Here is a 17,235-nt window from a genome sequence, read left to right on the forward strand (position 1 = left end):
CCACATATACTTCATTTTCACTGCTTGTTAAGCTCATGAAAAATGGGTGTTAATGTAGCAATGGCAATCAAGAAACGTAAAAGCAGTCCTTCTTTGGTGCAACTTTTGAATCAAAATAGCGTAAAAATTATTTTAGGTTTAGTCGCCACTGGTAGTTTTGCCATTGCATTCGGGCAGGAAAAAATCCAGCAGTTTGTATCATTGCCATCTTCAAATAATTCGGCTTGTCTGGATCAGTTTTATCGAGATATTCCACCATATTTGGCCAAAGAAAGCCTGAAAAAAAATAGCTATCCGCTATGTTTTAATGGTTTCAACGTTATGTATTCAGGGGTTTCTAAAACCCCGTTATGGGTTGCTGAGGCCTTGACCCCACAGCGTTTGAGCCAGAAAATTCCGCGTGAAGACAATTTTCATGAAGAAACAAAGGTAGATGCTGAACACCGTGCCACACTGGCGGATTACAAGGCGACCGGTTATGACCGTGGACATATGGCTCCAAATGCGGATATGCCCAATAAAGAGGCACAGTTCGACAGTTTTTCATTAGCCAATATGGTGCCGCAGGCACCCAAAAATAATCAGCAAGTCTGGCGTGAACTGGAAGAAGCCACCCGTGCCATGGTGAACAAGCAGAAGCAGGATGTATATATTGTTACAGGGCCTGTTTTTGCTGCGAAGAAATTAAAAACCATTGGTAAAGGGGTGATTGTTCCGACAGCCACCTTTAAGGCAATTTACCTGCCGAAAACAGGGGCTGCCGGGGTTTACTATGCGGACAATACTTTAAAAGATACGCCACCTAAGGTAAAAATTACCAGTATCTGTGCTTTGGAAGATCTCACCGGGATTAATATTTTCCCTCAATTGACTGAAGATCAAAAGCGCAATACCTATAATTTGCCCTTGACGGCAAGTGCGGTCAAAGCAAACCAGAAAATAGCGTATTCACACTGGGATGCAGAAAGTCAATGTGCTGAAGAGGTCAGTGAAGATCAGCTGACGGCTGTGCAAAAACAATTTAAATCTTCCCCTGGTAGCTCTGCTTACAGCAGTTCTCAATCGAGTGAAAAGAATGGTCAAGCAACAACGATAGATTCAGGAACTCAAGATGCCATCGTGAAGCAGCTGATCGAGTCATTGTTACAATATATTTTGCAGTTGTTGAAATAGACTGTTTTTAGGTAGGATGAAGGAAATCATCCTACTTTTTAAATAACAACAAAGATCTGTGAGAATACCATGTTCAAGCCTTTTCAAAATGGCACCGAATCGTATGCCATTCATGACTTAACCTTAGAAAATCAACAAGATTGTGTCAGTATTTATGGTAATTTGCAGCTGACTAAAGATCAGGCTGGCTTGCAGGCGGCTAAGGCCTTACAAGCCTTATTAAATGATGTGGTTAACACGTTGGAGAGTGAACAGAATTTACCGGAAAAAATTGACCGTCCTGATGCACAGGAAATTGAAAATCCATTCTTGTAATAGCTTTCTATCAGCGTGTTCCATGTGGAACATAAAAAAGCTCACCTATAGTGAGCTTTTTTATATGAGTTGAATATCATTTTTTTTCGGGTGCAATTACTTTATAGATTAATGCACCAAGAATGGCACCGAAAATAGGTGCAACCCAGAAGAGCCATAGTTGACTTAAGGCTGCTGTTTCAGCAAAGAAAGCTACACCGGTGCTACGCGCTGGATTGACCGAGGTATTGGTGACTGGAATACTGATCAAATGAATCAGGGTTAAGGCCAGGCCAATGGCAATTGGTGCAAAGCCAGCAGGTGCACGCTTGTCAGTTGCACCCATAATGACAATCAGGAACATCGCCGTCAGTACAATTTCAATGATCAGGGCGGAAATCATTGAATATTTACCTGGTGATAGTTCGGCATAACCATTGCTGGCAAAGCCGCCAGTACCGGGAAAACCGGCCTGACCTTGTGCGATCAGATATAAAACCAGTCCGGCTAATGTTGCACCAATGACTTGGGCAATAATATAAGGGATCAAATCTTTGGCATCGAAACGGCCCCCAAACCATAAGCCCACGCTGACGGCAGGGTTGAAGTGACCGCCAGAAATATGACCAAGGGCATATGCACCAGTCAGAACAGTCAAACCAAAAGCCAGCGCCACACCAGCAAAGCCAATGCCTAGTTCCGGAAATGCTGCAGCCAGTACTGCACTACCACAACCACCAAACACCAACCAGAATGTTCCTATTAATTCGGCAAGATATTTATTCATTTTATTCTCCAGACACGGTTATTTATTTTTAATCCAAGTGAGATTTTATATTTATCGAGAAATCACGTATTTCTCAATCACAACATGATGAATAGATATGACAGGAAGATGTCGACAAGATGAATCTCTATCCAGATTGTTGCCGCCATTGTTGTGGTGTCAAACCTGTCCATTGTTTAAAGGCTCGCTGAAAGGCACTCTGTTCGGAATAGCTTAATAACAATGCAATTTCTTGCAGGCTCAGATGCGGATCTTTTAAGTATTGTTCGGCCAATAAATGCCTTACCTCCTGCATGCGCTGCTGATAGGTCGTGCCTTGCTGTTGCAAATGGCGTTGCAGTTGCCGTACTGACATACTGAGTTGCTTTGCAATCGGTTCAATTTGATACAGGTTTTTTTGCAACCCGGTGAGAATAGCCTGTTGCAGACGCTCATCTAACTGGGTGGAATTGGGCAACTTATCCAGCAGTGCCTGAGCTTGCTGAACTAACAGATTTTGTAAGGTTTGATCACCTTGCCGAAAAGGTTTTGCAAGTTCATGCAAGGGTAAAATAATTTGCGCTACGGGTTGAGAAAAGCGCACTTTACAACGGAAATACTGCTCGTAAAAGCCTACATTTGTGGGTGCAGGATGGGTGAAATGGACTTCATGTACATGAATATCTTCAAATTCTACAAAATGTTTCAGAAACTGCATCATCAAGGCAATGGCAATTTCGTTGGTGACTTGAGTGGTCAAGTGAAAGGGTACGCTTCCCCAGCCAAAGGCTAAATGCTCACCCAGTATGCTGGCTTGTAATGGGCTACCATCATAAATTAAACGATGTAGATCGTAATAACGCTGTAAGGCTTCGCCTAAAGTGTTACAGGACATGGCAATATAGGCAATGATGCCTAAATGTTTGGGTTTTACATGTTCGGCAATTTCAAGTCCAAGAGCTGGGATACACAGCTGCCGATCGAGATTGGACAGTAATTCACGCCAAACACTAAAGTCAAAGCGTTCTAAATTTTGGACCTGTTCCAGCTGTTCAGAAATAGCTAGACCTTTACTTTGAGAGTAAGCGTAAAGTAAGTGTCCAAGCCCGCCATAGACTGAGCCGGTGTAATCTTTAAATCGTATCATCTGGGTCTTTTTATTGTCGTAATTTGTCAATCAAGTTTTATTTTATGGTCAATATTTAGCACATTTTATCGCCTATATTCAATACACAGTAGGGAGAAAGCGATAATGTGGAAAGGTTTCTTGGTCGGTTTGGTGGTTGCGAATGGTTTTGAATGGTTCGCACATAAATATATTTTGCATGGTACCCATCGTAGTGGTAAACCACGTTATAGCCCTGTACCTGAGAGCATGAAATCGCATTGGGAACATCACCGTGAAGTCCGCAAAGCCCGCTTTCATGATTATGGTTATGTCGAAGGCATTGAAAACTGGCGCACTAAAAACGAAATTATTTCACTGGTCGTGGTTGCGGGAGTGTTTGGTACGGCTTTTTATCCGGTATCTAAAGGTATGACCGCAGCCACGTTATATAGCGCCTGTAATTATTATTATATTCACCGCCGTGCACATTTAGAGCCGGCTTGGGCCATGAAAAAAATTCCCTGGCATTATGATCATCATATGAATTCGAATCAGGATGCCAACTGGTGTGTGACCAAACCCTGGTTTGATTATCTCTTGGGAACAAGGGTCATTTCATCCCCAGATTTGCAAGAACGCAATCCCTTAGGGGTCGCACTGCCATCTTCAGTATCAAAGTTATTGAATCGGGCGGCAGAGAATTATTTTCCGGCGAAATGGGTGGACAGAGTGACCAAAGTTCCATTTCAAAAGGAAACGGTTGTGGATTGAATGAGGGCAAAACCAGATCAATGAAGACTTAGAATAAGAGTTAAATCTGAAGAGTTGTCGTGATTTGTCAATATTTTTGGCATTAATAGTCAATATCTTGGCGATTTTTTAATCTATATTTGCTGCCAAGTTAAGTTGAACTTCACTTAGCCCAGTCAGTGTCTATGTATATGTCTTTATTGTATTATTTTACCTCGCAAGAAACCTCAAGCTGTAGTTTTCTTGGTTTATAGGGAGTCTTTAAGACTCCTTTTTTTTGTCTGTCATTTTGATAGGGTCTGGACTTTAAGGTGCTAACTTAAAATAAAAAAGAGTGTGGCTAGCACACTCTTTTGAATATCCGGAATAAGTCTATTAGAGACGCATTTCAATGCCTTGTGCAGCGAGATACTGTTTGGCTTCAGGAATGGTGTATTGACCAAAGTGGAAAATAGAGGCGGCAAGTACAGCATCCGCACCACCTTTGAGAATGCCGTCAGCTAAGTGTTGCAAGTTCCCCACACCGCCAGAAGCAATGGTTGGAATAGTGACACGGTCATTGATGTTGCGCATTAACGCCAAGTCATAACCGGCTTTGGTGCCATCTGCATCCATAGAGGTGATCAGCAGTTCGCCCGCGCCATATTCTGCCATTTTTACAGCCCACTCAATCGCATCAATACCGGTCGGTTTACGGCCGCCGTGGGTGAAAATTTCCCATTTGTTATCACCGGTTTTTTTGGCATCAATGGCAACCACAATACACTGCGCACCAAAACGTTGAGATGCTTCCTGTACAAATTCAGGGTTAAATACCGCAGCTGAGTTAATACTGACTTTATCAGCACCGGCATTCAGCAATGAGCGGATATCTTCAACCTTACGCACCCCACCACCTACAGTAAGAGGGACGAACACGCTTTCAGCCATGCGTTCAACGGTACGATACGTGGTATCACGACCACTGGAGGTTGCAGTAATGTCCAGAAAGGTAATTTCATCGGCACCTTGTTCGTTGTAGCGACGTGCAACTTCGACTGGATCGCCTGCATCACGAATATCAAGGAATTGTACACCTTTCACCACTCGACCATTATCTACGTCAAGGCAAGGAATAATACGTTTAGCAAGCATAATTTTTTCCAGAAATAACAGCCGAATATGAAACTTCGCCACGAAGGTGCTACACCTTGCTAGTGGTAGAATGTATTCTATCAAAATTATGTAAGTTTTTTCGCAGGTTTTCTATGTCGGTTTATACCACTTTGACTTTACAGGAAGTTCAGACATTCGCAGCACCTTATGGATTAGAGGTTGTTGAGCTGATTCCGATTCAAGGAGGTATTCAGAATACCAACTATTTTATAGTTTGCGAAAATGGCCAGCAGTATGTGCTCACCATATTTGAAGAGATGGATGAACAAGGTGCAGGCGAGCTGGTTCCAGTCCTTGAGCATTTAGGGCAGCAGGGCGTGGCTGTTCCTGTACCTTTAAATTATGCCGGTAAAGCGATCCATAGCTTAAAGCATAAGCCTGCACAGATTGCACCACGGATGCTGGGTGAACATCCCATGCCATCGACTTTAGAGCAAACTCAGGCCATTGCGGTGGCTCAGGCAAAAATCCATATTGCATTACAGAATTTTCCTTTGGAACGTGCAGAATATCGTAATCATGAGTACTGGTTACAAGTGGCCCAAGCATTAAAACCAAGTTTAAATCCGGCAGATTCTATTTTACTGAGTGAAGTACTGGGACTTTATGAAGCCATTACGGCAGTTTATCCAGACCGTCCAAAGGGATTTATTCATTCGGATCTGTTCCGTGACAATACCTTATTTGAGGGCAATGAATTAAAAGGTATTCTGGATTTTTATGAGTTGAATAAAGATGAATTCCTGTTTGATATCGCCATTACCTTAAACGACTTCTGTACTGAATACCCTGGGGTACAGTTGAACGAGGCCAAAGCGCAAGCATTTTTAGAGGCATATGAAACAGTCCGTCCGCTGACTCAGGATGAAAAAGCCTGTCTGGAAATTTACTTAGCCATAGCTGCAGCACGCTTTTGGCTCATGCGTTTACAAGTCGCACAAAAAAATGCACAACAAGGACGTAGCGGAGATGATATTCTTCAGAAAAATCCTTTAGAAATGCGCAATATGCTTGTGGAACGTTTAAAATTTGTGACGGCTTGAATAGGAATAAAAAATGCGTGATCAGGGGCGCTTAGTTGAATGGTTTGATGAAAAAGGCTATGGTTTTATTCAACCCAATGATGCCGCGAAAGATCGCGTGTTTTTACACATCAAGGACTTTGCCCGTCAAGGACCGCGTCCCATCGTCGGATGTGCGCTGGAATATACCGTGTTGATTGATGGTGATGGTCGTTTCCGTGCCCAGCAGGTGACTTATCTAAAAGCGTCTCAGACCCAAAAATTATCCACCAAGCTGAAAAAGCCAAACATGCAGCAACAAAAACTGAAACCTATGCAAATTGCCTGTGTAGGTTACGTTTTGGCTTTGGCTGTATTTACCGTAGCGGGCTGGTTAAGCGGCATGGTATTGCTGTTTATTAGTGTAATTAATGCTTTCACTTACTGGATGTATGCACTGGATAAAGAAGCAGCGTTGTTGGGTAATCGCCGTGTTCCGGAGCAAACGCTACATATTTTATCATTTTTGGGGGGCTGGCCGACAGCATGGCTAGCACAGGAAAAGCTGCGGCATAAAACACAAAAACAACCGTTTAGAAAAATTTATTTTTGTACTATAGCTCTGAACATCATTTTGATTTTATGGTTAATTTCTCCTTTAAATGTATTGAAGCTTTAAAGGGGTAGACCCTTATTTAAAAGGTATAATAATGAATTATTCTATTGATCAAGATCCCAACCGTACCCTGACTTTAGTCCTCTATATTCTCTATATCATTGCCATTTTCACTGGCGGCTTATTGGCTGTAATTGCCCTGATCATTAACTATGTAAAGCGCAATGATGTACGTGGTTCTATTTTTGACAGTCATTTTAGCTGGCAAATTCGAACCTTCTGGTGGTATCTGTTCTGGAATATTGTGGCTTTTGTGCCTTTTATATTCCTGTTTTTTACCGGCGAAAACAGCAATGCCTTTGCTGGCATAGCTTTGGGTGCAAGTAGTTTCTGTCTGGTTGTAATAGGTGTTTCATGGATCTGGATTGTCTATCGTGCCATTCGCGGTATTATTCGCTTGAATGATAATCTGCCGATGTATCAATAATCTTTGATTCGTTATACGGATAACCAATAAATTTCACTATGCTTCTCCTGAAAGGGGGCTTTTTTATAAATTCATGTCGAACTGGTTAGTTAAGCATGAATTTCCTTCTCTCGGATGAACATCCTCAACCTATATTTTGAGTAAGGAAGTGGGAGAGGGTGTTCAGAATCAGCCAGAAAAAAGAGTGATTTATTAAGATGCAGCTTCCTCATGTTTTTTTAAAAACTTCGGCCGCCATTCACTGACAATCACGCCCATCACCACACACAGTCCACCTAACAGTGCCAAAGGCGTTAAACGTTCACCAGCAATTCGCCCAATAATGGCGGCCCAAACCGGTTCACCAGCATAAATGATCGCAGCCTGTGCAGGGTCGACCATACGCTGTGCCCAGTTCATGACCAATTGAATCACCGCACTGGCAAGCCCTAAGCCACAAAGTACGGCGATGAGTGGCCATTGCATGGTAGGCAGTTGGGTTTCACCCAAGATCGGTGCAAAGCAAAAACAAAACAGTGAAGCAAAAGCCAGTTGCAGTACGGTTACGCGGCGTAAATTGACCCGTCGTGCAAAATAGCTAATTAAAATAATTTCAAAGGCAATGGCAATCGAACCGAACAAGGTAATGATTTGCCCAAAATTCAGTTGTATGGCACCAAAGCCATTTCCAGTTAAAAAGACCAAACCGACAAAAGCCAGACATACCCCTAAGCCTGTCATCAGGTGCAGTTTATGCTTAAAGCACAGCCACATAAATATGGGGACTAAAGGCACATACAATGCAGTTAAAAATGCTGACTCACTGCTGCTAATGCTCTGTAAGCCTACCGTTTGCGTAGCATAGCCTGTGGCAATTACCGCACCTATGGCAGCACCTGCCAAGACATCTTGTTTGGAAAAATGTTTCAGGGATTTCCATGACAACAGGCTCACGGCAAGGGTCGCGGCAGCAAAGCGCAAACCGACAAACAGGATGGGGCTACTGAAATTTAAGCCATATTGCACGGTAATAAAAGTTGCGCCCCAAATCATGGTAATCAAAATTAAGGCAAGTTGAGGTGCTTTAGCGCCGAATGAAAACTTGAACATAAAAATAAAAATTATGCAATATATTGCACATAGCTTGTCATGCTTCATGCTTTTGTGCAATATATTGCTCAATATTTCTGTGATTCCTTTTTATGAAACAGCCTGCGGTTTTACAACATGTCAGTCAAAATGTGCGTCATTATCGTAATCTCAAAGGATTGAGTCAGCAGCAGCTGGCTGATTTGTCAGGTTTAAGCCGGCGTATGGTGGCAGGGGTAGAATCGGGTCAGGATAACATCAGTTTGGCAAAACTGAGTTTGATTGCCGATGTGCTCGAAGTCGATTTTGCCCAGCTCATTGCTGCGCCTGAACAGCAAGGACAAGCCGTGGTCAATGTTTTGGTCTGGCAGGGACAACAAGCTGCAAGTGAGGCAAAACTATTGGCTTCATCGGCTGCAACTCAAAAGATTGAACTGTGGACATGGGTACTTGCCCCGAACGAGCAATATTGTGCAGAGCCAGACCCAGAAGGATGGCGTGAAATGCTCTATGTGATTGAAGGTGAGCTGACGCTAGATTTGGCAGGCGACATTCAAGTATTGAGTGCAGGGGAGTCAATTGTTTTTTCCAGTACCCTGGAATATCGATACATTAACCGTGCAGATATACCTTTAAAATTTATTCGCAATGTCATTTATTAAGAGATTGGGCTGAAAACCGATATCCATTGCATAAAAAAAGAGGTCCGAAGACCTCTTGGAGATGCATCACAGCATTAAAGTGATTGTTCATCTAACAATAATTGCGCTTCACGTAGGTTTAATGTGCCTTCGTAAATTGCACGACCGGTAATCGCACCCAAAATGCCCGGTTTGCCTTTTAAGTTACGCACGTCATCCAAGTTGGTCACACCACCAGAGGCAATTACAGGTAAACCAGAGAATTGAGCAAGATTCACAGTTTGTTCAACGTTTACCCCTTGCATCATACCGTCACGTGCAATGTCGGTATACACAATGCTGGATACGCCAGCATCGGCAAAACGTTTAGCCAAATCAGTGGCTTTAACATCAGTCACATTGGCCCAGCCATCAGTTGCCACCATGCCGTTCATGGCATCAATACCAACAATGATATGGCCAGCAAATTTCTTGCAGGCTTCTTCCACAAATTCAGGATTTTGAACTGCTTTGGTACCAATAATGACAAAAGACACGCCGGCATCCAGATAATGCTCAATGGTTTCAAGCGAGCGAATACCACCGCCAATCTGAATTGGAAGTTCTGGTTGTGCCTTGGCAATGGCTTCAACCACAGGCTTATGAATAGGTGTACCAGCGAAAGCACCGTTTAAATCCACCAAATGCAAGCGACGCGCGCCTTCATTGACCCAATGCTGTGCAGTTGCAACTGGATCGTCAGAAAATACAGTATCGTCTTCCATACGGCCTTGCTTTAAACGGACACATTTGCCATCTTTCAGGTCAATTGCAGGGATGATCAGCATGCTTTCGCTCCTTGCCAAATCTTGTTGAATTCATTGTGTGCCATCTTAACAAAGTATTGGCAAATCTCTAAGCATCAGTTTCAGCTTTTATTTTGTTCGGACGGATGCGTAATTTTAATGAGGTATTGGGAATATGTTTGGGTAATAAACCTAAACGTAGCAGTTCTTCAAAAACCAAAACTGGGGCATAAGCATCTGCTGCAGCATATTCAATCTGTTGTGGTGTTAGAATTTTTCGTGCCCAGTTTGAGGTGCTGATTTTTTTGCTTTTCGGAAAATTGACCTGAAACAGTAGCGCCATGGCATTTTTCAGTCCCATCGGATTGCTAAAACCAAAGGCTGAAAAGCATTTTGAGAGTTCAATGACACTGTTCAGTTCAATACCTTTTTTGCGAAACAGATGGGCATCATTCTTTAAACCAAAACCGACTTTAATCTGGTCGCGATTTTCAAAAACAGGCTTTAGGAAGTGCAGAATTTCTGCATTGATTTGAAATAAATAGGCTTGCTCAGCACTGGCCAATTGAATTAGATGCGGACCGGTGGAAACTTCACCCTTGGTAAAGGTAGGTTTGGATTCAGTATCAAAACCGAGCAATGCACAGTTTTTTAGATCTTTTTCAAGGGCAAGGCATTGTTCAATGTTGTTAATGACCTGAATTTGTTGCAGTGGAAGATTTTGAAATACAGGAAATTCTTGAATTTGTTCTTTGCTAGGGAGTGTTTGAAGCAGCAGCTCTTCCATGATGATCGATACAGTGATTTATTTTAAATTCAGCTTAAACGCTTTCCAGATTTTAGGCAAAATAAAGCCTGCATATTGCAGGCTCAAGTCAGCTATAGAGGAAACAGTTAGGGCGTGTCATCAATTAAGCCATATCATGATTGAGGCAAGGTAGATCGCTGACAGGAAGTTTTGAGCCAATTTATCATAGCGCGTAGCAATACCTCGATACTGCTTGAGCTTAGCGAAGAAGTTCTCGATCAGATGTCTTGCCTTATAAAGATGTGGGTCATAATCACGCTGATCAATCGCGTTACTTTTGGACGGCATCACGATCTGACCATTGATCTTATGGATTGGATCAATCACCCGATCCTTGGAATTGTAGGCTTTATCCATGAGCCAAGTCTGACTTAACGATAAGTCCAGCAGCACATCAGCACCATTTAAGTCATGAGCCTGCCCGGCAGTGAGATAAAATCCTGTTGGGTTGCCTAAAGCATCAGTACGGGCATGAATTTTGGTACTTAAGCCACCTTTACTGCGTCCGATCGCTTGTTCTTTTTTTTCCAGCACTGTGTTGATGAGCGCGCACAATGGTTGAGTCCAGCATGGCATATTCATTATCACTTTCATGTGACAGCACTTCAAAAACTTTCTGCCATACGCCTGCTTTAGCCCAACGGCTAAAGCGAGTGTGCACGACTCTAAAATCCCCAAAGCGTTCTGGTAAGTCTCGCCACGGAATACCTGAACGATACCGATACAATACCGCTTCAACAAATAGCCTGTTGTCTTTGGCAGTTACTCCAACAGTACTTGCCCGTCCAGGCAACAGATCCTTAATCTGTTCCCATTGATCATCTCTTAATGCATAGCGTTTAGTCATGAAAAAATAATGAGGACAGGTTCTATTTTCTCAAGCCAATTGATGACAGGCCCTAGTTATTTTGCTCTGTTTGCTGTTGTATTTCCATTTGCGCCGCGTGTGCACGTTGCACATAATCTTGATAGGAAGGGACTGCAATAGCAGCGAGGATACCAAGTGGAAAAATCAGCACATAGAACCATGCTAAAACTTTTTCCCAGGTTTTTGTTGTACGCGGCAGACCAAAATGGTTTTCATGTTCATCCCCTTTGGCAAAGGTTAAATACACAGCTAAACATAAATTGATCAATGGTATCAACATCAGTAGAGACAACCAGCCACTTTTATTCAGGTCATGCAGGCGACGAATTACAAAAATAAAAGAGAAGTAAATCATAGCAATATAGACAATGCCTAATAGCAACATGGGGAAAATTGACATACCTTGGCTGGGTTCCGGTGCAAAACCAGGAAGCAGAATGGCGCTAAGAATGCCTAAAGTCATCACAGCTAATAATAGTAGTCCGTTCCATCCTAAATAAGATAATCGTCCAAAGCGTCCAGCCGCATTGAGTGCTGAGTCATTTGAATAGCTGTTCATCATTATATTCCTGTTATTTTTTAAATGGATATATTTAATATTTAGTCAAATAATAATCAATTTTAAGGTGGGTTAAAAGAGAAATTTTTTAGGCTTGGATCTCAAAATAAAAAAGCCCAACCAGAGTTGAGCTTTTAAAAATATCTAAAAATCTTGGTTTAGATTTTCCATTCCACAAAGTTTTTCAGCAACTGTAAACCTGCGGTGTGGCTTTTTTCTGGATGGAACTGGGTCGCAAACAGGTTTTCTTTATGCAGTGCGGTGCAGAACTCCAGACCATAGTCACAAGTGGCTGCTACGATGCTTTTATCTTCAGGCTCAACATAGAAGCTATGCACAAAATAGAAACGTGCATCCTGTTCAATGTCTTTCCACATTGGATGGCTTGGGTCCGCCTGATGCACCTGGTTCCAGCCCATATGTGGCACTTTTAAACCTTCAACATCTGGAAAGCGTTTCACTTCACCAGCAAAAATCCCCAATGCTTCTGAACCGCCGTTTTCTTCCGAACGTTGCATCAGCGCTTGCATGCCGACACAAATCGCCAGTACCGGCTTGTTGAACACGGCATGACGCACCACTTCATCAATACCGGCTTCATGCATACCTTGCATGCAGTCACGCATGGCACCTACGCCGGGAAAAACAATTTTATCCGCTTGAGCAATCAGTTTGGGATCATTGGTGACATCTACAGTTGCACCGACATGTTCCAGGGCTTTGGCTGCAGAGTGTAAATTTCCCATACCATAGTCAAGAAGGGCAATACGGGTCATTACAAAGTACCTTTAGTTGAAGCCACAGTATTTTCAGCACGTGGATCGACTTCACACGCCATACGCAGTGCACGTGCAAAAGCTTTAAATACACTTTCAATCTGGTGGTGGCTATTTTTACCTTTCAGGTTATCAATGTGTAGCGTCATTAAGGCGTGATTCACAAAACCTTGAAAAAATTCAGAGAATAGATCAACATCAAAGCTACCAATACGGGCACGAGTGAATGGAATATCCATCCATAAGCCCGGACGACCCGATAAATCAACCACGACACGGCTTAAAGATTCATCCAGTGGGGCATAGAAGTGACCATAACGACGTAGGCCTTTTTTATCACCCAAAGCTTGGGCAAATGCCTGACCCAGTGTGATACCACAGTCTTCGACCGTATGATGGTCATCAATGTCCAGGTCACCATCACAATGAATGTCGATATCGAACAAACCGTGGCGCTTGATTTGATCAATCATATGATCTAAAAATGGGACACCTGTATTGAGAGTGCCTTGACCTGTACCATCAAGATTCACACGAACTCGAATTTTGGTTTCGTTAGTGTTTCTTACCACTTCACTGATACGTTGCGTCATAGACACGTTCCTCAAAAACGTCAAAAATGATGATGTAAAATGTTTTTTCGCGGTGACGAAGTCCCCGCATATTAGATTGCTCAGGAGGGTTTATCAATGCCTATTACCGTACATGCTTATACTTCACTGGAAAATGACGAAGTGCGCAGCCAGCTTGAGCGACTGTATGACACTAGCCCGGAATTTGGAGATGGGCAGGATGCCATTGAACAACTAGAGCAAAACTTGGCTCAGTATACCCTAGTTTACACAGCAGAATTTAATACTAAAGTGATTGGGGCAATTTGGTGTACCGGGCAGGGGGAAAGCCGGACACTGGAAAATATTGTGGTACACCCGGCTAACCGTGGACGTGGGGTTGCAGAACGGCTGGTCAGCGAAGTGTGCCGCATAGAAGAAGAAAAAGGCGTAAAGACATTTGAACCGGGCTGTGGGGCAATTCATCGCTGTCTGGCGCATCTGGAAAAAATTTAAACCCGTCCAATACATAAAAAAGCAGCCTTCAGGCTGTTTTTTTATAAGTGAAAAATATGGGTACGATTAAATAATGATTTGAGTTTTAAATAAAAAACAGGCAAATAAACGCCAATTTGCCTTAAAAATAAGCACTTGCTTTAAAAAGCCTAAAACTTGCTTGACTGAAAAAGGCTTAACCTGTTTAATACGCGACATCGGCGTGATAGCTCAGTTGGTAGAGCAACGGATTGAAAATCCGTGTGTCCCCAGTTCGATCCTGGGTCTCGCCACCATATTTAAAATCTGTTTTAAGATTTCAATCCCTGATCCCATCAGGGATTTTTTTTGGGTAAAAAATATTCGATCAAATAAAAATGTGATGAATTATATTGACTATTGATGCCAGATACGGCTTAATACACCGCATCGGCGTGATAGCTCAGTTGGTAGAGCAACGGATTGAAAATCCGTGTGTCCCCAGTTCGATCCTGGGTCTCGCCACCATATTCAAAAAATCCTCAAACATTGTTTGGGGATTTTTTTTGCCTGCCTGTTGGATATGGGAACCTATGCCTGCATGCAAGATCAAGATGTGATAAAAGGCTGAAAAAACCAAATATCATTAATAGATTGAGATACTTTTGGAAGACCGTTCATCTGAGTCTGAGTGAGCTAAAACGGAATTTCATGTAGGCTATAACGTATACAGTTGCAGTGAGAAACATTTTCCTTGCATGGTGTGAAGCTGCATTGCCTTGAAATTACGTTATGAGTCAAGCTTATGAATCTTCTAAAAATCTCTGCTTTGATGTTGATGTTAGGTTATATGGGGAACATGACCGCCCACGCAGATGAGATTGTGAACTTGCCGACCTTACAAGTATTGGCTGAGCCAGAATTGCGTAAAGAAACAGGGATCGTGCCGTATCAGAATGATGAAAAGATCCGCCGTGCTTTGCAGCATCAAATAATTCGTAATTCACGTGAAGCCCAGAACTTTATGATCGACAGCCAGGTGGTTGCCAATCTGGAAATTCAGCCTTTACAATCACAGCCAGACCTAAATTCTTTACCTCCCTTACTACAACAGCATGTATTGAATATTGCTCAGGGGTTACAGTCGAGTGATCCTACACAAGGTTTATATATTATGTTGCAGCCCTTTGGCATAGACCGTAGCAACAGTATGCGCCCCCTCGACCGTGGTCATATACAGATCAACCTGAACAATATCAACATTGACATGCTTGAAAATTCTATGCGTAGTCTTCCTGTGTCCGAGGTATTGACACCGAAAACGCAATAATTTTTCTCGTTTGAGATCTCCACAGGTTAAGAATTTTTTTTCTTATAGAATCAAAGTAATAACAATTGGAGAATCCACAATGAAAAGAATCGCGCTTCCCGTTTTTGCTGGTTTATCATTATTAGTCACAGCTTGTGGCGGTAGTGGATTTGGAGATCACTTCAACTCTTCTTTTGAGAAAACCTTTACCTTTGGTACGCAAACTTTTATTTGCCGCAGTGAAACAGCGGCAAATGCCTGTGGTGGTCCAAGCCAGGACTGTTCAGCCTGTGAGCTGGCATCACCTTCTTCAGCCGTCATTACTCAGTTATGTACTCAAACAGCAGCCAATATCCATCAAGTCACAGTAGATGGCTGTGTGGCTAGACTAACCAATGATACCCAGACCGGACTGTGTACTTCGGAAGGGTTAAGACTGCTTTCAGGAACCAACCTGACCAGGCAGCAAGTCAATGCAGGGGCATTATTTCCTACTGGAAGCGTGAATATCAATGTCGGAAACCTGACTGAAACCATCACCTGTAACTAAGTCGTGTATTTAGGCCGCATGAAATTCGTTATGCCGCTGCTGATTGGCATTCCGTGTTTTGGACTGGGCTATTTCGTTGCCTCATTCCAGCCTGAACCTGAACCGCCTGTTGCTGAGCACACTCAGGATCGGGCTGTGGAAAATTTTATCCATACTATTCAGCAAAAAACGCAGACCCAGCCTGAAGACCGGCTTGTGTTACAACAGCAACTGAAAAACCAGAAAGCTCAGGTCAATAGTATTATAGATCAGGCCACACCCCAGCAGATCGATAAGTATCTGTCACAGGCTTTTCCGAACTATGATCTATCTGCAATTCAAAACAAGCGCGAGTTTGCCAAACGTCTGGTCAGTGAATTTGTCGATGCAAAAAATGATCCCAATGAAGCCATGACCGGTCAGGCCAAGGTCACGGCACAACAACAATATTCCGCAGGTGGTGTACTGCCTAGGCAGGTTTATGCCGGACAGCAGCTATTTGCTCATTTTGATACGTTGGGAAAAACGCCGAATAACGAGCAGGTCTTTGTGCGATGGAGCAACCAGGCGACAGGTGAGGTGCTGTTTTTTATGCCGCAGCGCATCAGTGCCAATCGGGAACAGAACTGGGTTAGTTTTAGCCCGGCAAAGGGCTGGAAAGCAGGCATATATGATGTTAAATATTATCAATTGAATGATCAGCTGGCGCCGATTGCCCAGACCAGTTTTAAAATTGATCAGGTTATTGATTAAACTTATAAAAATATTTGAGCATCGTTAAATGAAAGATCTGTTTTCTGGGGGGAGTCAGCGTTATAAACAGGCCCGTCCAGCTTATTCCACTCAAATTGTCAAAGAAATTTTAAAACATGTGCCGGAACGAAATTTTGCCTGGGATTGTGGAGCAGGCTCCGGTCAGTTTACCCAGCTTCTGGCGCCGTATTTCGAGCATGTGGTGGCCACCGATATCAGTGAAGCCCAGTTGCAACAAGCGCCTTATTTTGAAAATGTCAGCTATCAGCTGCAAGCGGCAGAGCAGACGACAATTCCGGACCAGTCCATTGATTTGGTGACCGTAGCGCAAGCCATACACTGGTTTAACTTTGACGCATTTTATAAAGAAGTGATACGGGTGCTTAAACCTCAAGGGGTGCTGGCCGTCATTGGCTATGGCCTCATTCAAGTTCAGGATGCTGCAATCAATGCTTTGGTTCAACAGCTGTATGCTGAAACCCTAAAAGATTATTGGGATAGCGAACGGCGTTATATTGATGAGCTGTATCAAACCATTCCATTTCCCTTTCATGAACAGGCGGTTCCGGAGCTGCGTCTGGAATATCAATGGACAGGGCAGCAACTGCTCAGTTATTTAAAGACCTGGTCAGGCCTGAAACATTACCAGGAACACAACCGGAATGACCCGCTACAGCCGATTTCAGCGGCTTTGCAAACGGCAGCTGAATATTTAGATGTAACATTTCCTGTACTTTTACGCCTTGGAATGCGAGAAAAATAAA

Annotated in this window: 21 protein-coding genes, 2 tRNA genes and 1 pseudogene; 14 read left to right on the forward strand and 10 right to left on the reverse strand. The window is 43.0% G+C overall.

Features of this window, described 5'->3' with window-relative positions; genetic code table 11:
• Positions 1–60: 60 nt before the first annotated feature.
• Together FB6_RS00975 and FB6_RS00980 are read left to right on the forward strand one after the other, a co-directional pair.
• Positions 61–1,173, forward strand: a complete 1,113-nt coding sequence (locus tag FB6_RS00975; RefSeq protein WP_174558249.1) for a DNA/RNA non-specific endonuclease — start codon at positions 61–63, stop codon at positions 1,171–1,173.
• Between the two features lie 69 nt (positions 1,174–1,242).
• Positions 1,243–1,488, forward strand: coding sequence for a hypothetical protein (locus tag FB6_RS00980; protein WP_174558210.1), 246 nt, complete (start codon positions 1,243–1,245; stop codon positions 1,486–1,488).
• Between the two features lie 76 nt (positions 1,489–1,564).
• Here FB6_RS00980 and aqpZ read toward each other — a convergent pair whose 3' ends face one another.
• Both aqpZ and FB6_RS00990 read right to left on the reverse strand, forming a co-directional pair.
• Complete coding sequence (gene aqpZ, locus FB6_RS00985; protein WP_174558211.1) at positions 1,565–2,254, reverse strand: aquaporin Z; 690 nt, start codon at positions 2,252–2,254, stop codon at positions 1,565–1,567.
• Between the two features lie 127 nt (positions 2,255–2,381).
• On the reverse strand, positions 2,382–3,380 hold the full coding sequence (locus FB6_RS00990) for an AraC family transcriptional regulator (protein WP_174558212.1): 999 nt from the start codon (positions 3,378–3,380) through the stop codon (positions 2,382–2,384).
• Between the two features lie 105 nt (positions 3,381–3,485).
• Between FB6_RS00990 and FB6_RS00995 the strand changes: the two genes are divergently transcribed.
• Positions 3,486–4,112, forward strand: a complete 627-nt coding sequence (locus FB6_RS00995) for a sterol desaturase family protein (protein ID WP_174558213.1) — start codon at positions 3,486–3,488, stop codon at positions 4,110–4,112.
• Between the two features lie 354 nt (positions 4,113–4,466).
• Here the strand turns inward: FB6_RS00995 and hisF are convergent, their stop codons facing one another.
• Complete coding sequence (gene hisF / locus FB6_RS01000) at positions 4,467–5,225, reverse strand: imidazole glycerol phosphate synthase subunit HisF (RefSeq protein ID WP_174558250.1); 759 nt, start codon at positions 5,223–5,225, stop codon at positions 4,467–4,469.
• A gap of 113 nt (positions 5,226–5,338) precedes the next feature.
• On the opposite strand from hisF, the gene FB6_RS01005 reads away from it, so the two are divergent.
• The 3 genes from FB6_RS01005 to FB6_RS01015 are packed head-to-tail and all read left to right on the forward strand — an operon-like array spanning position 5,339 to position 7,350.
• Positions 5,339–6,289: a homoserine kinase gene (locus FB6_RS01005; RefSeq protein ID WP_174558214.1), complete on the forward strand. Its 951-nt coding sequence runs from the start codon at positions 5,339–5,341 to the stop codon at positions 6,287–6,289.
• A 13-nt stretch (positions 6,290–6,302) separates the two neighbouring features.
• Positions 6,303–6,926, forward strand: a complete 624-nt coding sequence (locus FB6_RS01010; RefSeq protein WP_174558215.1) for a DUF1294 domain-containing protein — start codon at positions 6,303–6,305, stop codon at positions 6,924–6,926.
• Between the two features lie 31 nt (positions 6,927–6,957).
• The gene (locus tag FB6_RS01015; protein WP_174558216.1) at positions 6,958–7,350 is read left to right on the forward strand and encodes a DUF4870 family protein; all 393 of its coding nucleotides are present in this window, start codon (positions 6,958–6,960) and stop codon (positions 7,348–7,350) included.
• A 192-nt stretch (positions 7,351–7,542) separates the two neighbouring features.
• On the opposite strand, the gene FB6_RS01020 is transcribed toward FB6_RS01015, so the two are convergent.
• Entirely contained in the window at positions 7,543–8,439 is an 897-nt protein-coding gene (locus tag FB6_RS01020; protein WP_174558217.1) for a DMT family transporter, read from the reverse strand.
• 92 nt (positions 8,440–8,531) lie between these two features.
• Between FB6_RS01020 and FB6_RS01025 the strand changes: the two genes are divergently transcribed.
• Positions 8,532–9,080, forward strand: a complete 549-nt coding sequence (locus tag FB6_RS01025; RefSeq protein WP_174558218.1) for a helix-turn-helix domain-containing protein — start codon at positions 8,532–8,534, stop codon at positions 9,078–9,080.
• Positions 9,081–9,154: 74 nt separating this feature from the next.
• Here FB6_RS01025 and hisA read toward each other — a convergent pair whose 3' ends face one another.
• The 6 genes and pseudogenes from hisA to hisB form a co-directional block, all read right to left on the reverse strand.
• On the reverse strand, positions 9,155–9,886 hold the full coding sequence (gene hisA, locus FB6_RS01030; RefSeq protein ID WP_174558219.1) for a 1-(5-phosphoribosyl)-5-[(5-phosphoribosylamino)methylideneamino]imidazole-4-carboxamide isomerase: 732 nt from the start codon (positions 9,884–9,886) through the stop codon (positions 9,155–9,157).
• Between the two features lie 67 nt (positions 9,887–9,953).
• Positions 9,954–10,631 (reverse strand): 3'-5' exonuclease, encoded by a 678-nt coding sequence (locus tag FB6_RS01035; protein WP_174558220.1) that lies wholly within the window; start codon positions 10,629–10,631, stop codon positions 9,954–9,956.
• Positions 10,632–10,751: 120 nt separating this feature from the next.
• A pseudogene (locus tag FB6_RS01040) lies at positions 10,752–11,499 on the reverse strand (IS5 family transposase).
• Between the two features lie 52 nt (positions 11,500–11,551).
• Complete coding sequence (locus FB6_RS01045; RefSeq protein ID WP_174558221.1) at positions 11,552–12,079, reverse strand: DUF805 domain-containing protein; 528 nt, start codon at positions 12,077–12,079, stop codon at positions 11,552–11,554.
• Between the two features lie 158 nt (positions 12,080–12,237).
• Complete coding sequence (gene hisH, locus FB6_RS01050) at positions 12,238–12,855, reverse strand: imidazole glycerol phosphate synthase subunit HisH (RefSeq protein WP_174558222.1); 618 nt, start codon at positions 12,853–12,855, stop codon at positions 12,238–12,240.
• The gene (gene hisB, locus FB6_RS01055) at positions 12,855–13,448 is read right to left on the reverse strand and encodes an imidazoleglycerol-phosphate dehydratase HisB (protein WP_174558223.1); all 594 of its coding nucleotides are present in this window, start codon (positions 13,446–13,448) and stop codon (positions 12,855–12,857) included. The genes hisH and hisB overlap by 1 nt, the downstream gene beginning before the upstream one ends.
• Before the next feature lie 96 nt (positions 13,449–13,544).
• On the opposite strand from hisB, the gene FB6_RS01060 reads away from it, so the two are divergent.
• The 7 genes from FB6_RS01060 (at position 13,545) to FB6_RS01090 (ending at position 17,234) form a co-directional block, all read left to right on the forward strand.
• On the forward strand, positions 13,545–13,922 hold the full coding sequence (locus FB6_RS01060; protein ID WP_092820994.1) for a GNAT family N-acetyltransferase: 378 nt from the start codon (positions 13,545–13,547) through the stop codon (positions 13,920–13,922).
• Between the two features lie 199 nt (positions 13,923–14,121).
• Positions 14,122–14,197: transfer RNA gene (locus tag FB6_RS01065), tRNA-Phe, on the forward strand.
• A gap of 135 nt (positions 14,198–14,332) precedes the next feature.
• Positions 14,333–14,408 (forward strand) — tRNA-Phe (locus FB6_RS01070).
• Positions 14,409–14,685: 277 nt separating this feature from the next.
• A complete protein-coding gene (locus FB6_RS01075; protein ID WP_131274934.1) occupies positions 14,686–15,210 on the forward strand; it encodes a hypothetical protein in 525 nt (174 codons plus the stop codon).
• Positions 15,211–15,289: 79 nt separating this feature from the next.
• Complete coding sequence (locus FB6_RS01080) at positions 15,290–15,739, forward strand: hypothetical protein (RefSeq protein ID WP_174558224.1); 450 nt, start codon at positions 15,290–15,292, stop codon at positions 15,737–15,739.
• A gap of 30 nt (positions 15,740–15,769) precedes the next feature.
• A complete protein-coding gene (locus tag FB6_RS01085) occupies positions 15,770–16,471 on the forward strand; it encodes a hypothetical protein (protein ID WP_217427315.1) in 702 nt (233 codons plus the stop codon).
• Positions 16,472–16,499: 28 nt separating this feature from the next.
• Positions 16,500–17,234 carry a class I SAM-dependent methyltransferase gene (locus FB6_RS01090; protein ID WP_174558226.1) on the forward strand — a complete coding sequence of 245 codons (735 nt, stop codon included), beginning with the start codon at positions 16,500–16,502 and terminating at the stop codon, positions 17,232–17,234.
• Position 17,235 lies beyond the last annotated feature (1 nt).

The sequence above is a fragment of the Acinetobacter bouvetii genome, from assembly GCF_902753875.1.
GTDB lineage: Bacteria > Pseudomonadota > Gammaproteobacteria > Pseudomonadales > Moraxellaceae > Acinetobacter > Acinetobacter bouvetii_A.

What these genes read in the sequence shown, in the direction of transcription:
- FB6_RS01080 (WP_174558224.1), top strand. Translation starts at nt 15,290, where the DNA reads ATGAAAAGAATCGCGCTTCCCGTTTTTGCTGGTTTATCATTATTAGTC.
- hisH (WP_174558222.1), bottom strand. Translation starts at nt 12,855, where the DNA reads ATGACCCGTATTGCCCTTCTTGACTATGGTATGGGAAATTTACACTCT.
- hisB (WP_174558223.1), bottom strand. Translation starts at nt 13,448, where the DNA reads ATGACGCAACGTATCAGTGAAGTGGTAAGAAACACTAACGAAACCAAA.
- FB6_RS00975 (WP_174558249.1), top strand. Translation starts at nt 61, where the DNA reads ATGGCAATCAAGAAACGTAAAAGCAGTCCTTCTTTGGTGCAACTTTTG.
- hisF (WP_174558250.1), bottom strand. Translation starts at nt 5,225, where the DNA reads ATGCTTGCTAAACGTATTATTCCTTGCCTTGACGTAGATAATGGTCGA.
- FB6_RS01075 (WP_131274934.1), top strand. Translation starts at nt 14,686, where the DNA reads ATGAATCTTCTAAAAATCTCTGCTTTGATGTTGATGTTAGGTTATATG.
- FB6_RS01020 (WP_174558217.1), bottom strand. Translation starts at nt 8,439, where the DNA reads ATGTTCAAGTTTTCATTCGGCGCTAAAGCACCTCAACTTGCCTTAATT.
- FB6_RS01085 (WP_217427315.1), top strand. Translation starts at nt 15,770, where the DNA reads ATGCCGCTGCTGATTGGCATTCCGTGTTTTGGACTGGGCTATTTCGTT.
- hisA (WP_174558219.1), bottom strand. Translation starts at nt 9,886, where the DNA reads ATGCTGATCATCCCTGCAATTGACCTGAAAGATGGCAAATGTGTCCGT.
- FB6_RS00990 (WP_174558212.1), bottom strand. Translation starts at nt 3,380, where the DNA reads ATGATACGATTTAAAGATTACACCGGCTCAGTCTATGGCGGGCTTGGA.
- FB6_RS01045 (WP_174558221.1), bottom strand. Translation starts at nt 12,079, where the DNA reads ATGAACAGCTATTCAAATGACTCAGCACTCAATGCGGCTGGACGCTTT.
- aqpZ (WP_174558211.1), bottom strand. Translation starts at nt 2,254, where the DNA reads ATGAATAAATATCTTGCCGAATTAATAGGAACATTCTGGTTGGTGTTT.
- FB6_RS01090 (WP_174558226.1), top strand. Translation starts at nt 16,500, where the DNA reads ATGAAAGATCTGTTTTCTGGGGGGAGTCAGCGTTATAAACAGGCCCGT.
- FB6_RS01015 (WP_174558216.1), top strand. Translation starts at nt 6,958, where the DNA reads ATGAATTATTCTATTGATCAAGATCCCAACCGTACCCTGACTTTAGTC.
- FB6_RS01035 (WP_174558220.1), bottom strand. Translation starts at nt 10,631, where the DNA reads ATGGAAGAGCTGCTGCTTCAAACACTCCCTAGCAAAGAACAAATTCAA.
- FB6_RS01025 (WP_174558218.1), top strand. Translation starts at nt 8,532, where the DNA reads ATGAAACAGCCTGCGGTTTTACAACATGTCAGTCAAAATGTGCGTCAT.
- FB6_RS01010 (WP_174558215.1), top strand. Translation starts at nt 6,303, where the DNA reads ATGCGTGATCAGGGGCGCTTAGTTGAATGGTTTGATGAAAAAGGCTAT.
- FB6_RS00980 (WP_174558210.1), top strand. Translation starts at nt 1,243, where the DNA reads ATGTTCAAGCCTTTTCAAAATGGCACCGAATCGTATGCCATTCATGAC.
- FB6_RS00995 (WP_174558213.1), top strand. Translation starts at nt 3,486, where the DNA reads ATGTGGAAAGGTTTCTTGGTCGGTTTGGTGGTTGCGAATGGTTTTGAA.
- FB6_RS01060 (WP_092820994.1), top strand. Translation starts at nt 13,545, where the DNA reads ATGCCTATTACCGTACATGCTTATACTTCACTGGAAAATGACGAAGTG.
- FB6_RS01005 (WP_174558214.1), top strand. Translation starts at nt 5,339, where the DNA reads ATGTCGGTTTATACCACTTTGACTTTACAGGAAGTTCAGACATTCGCA.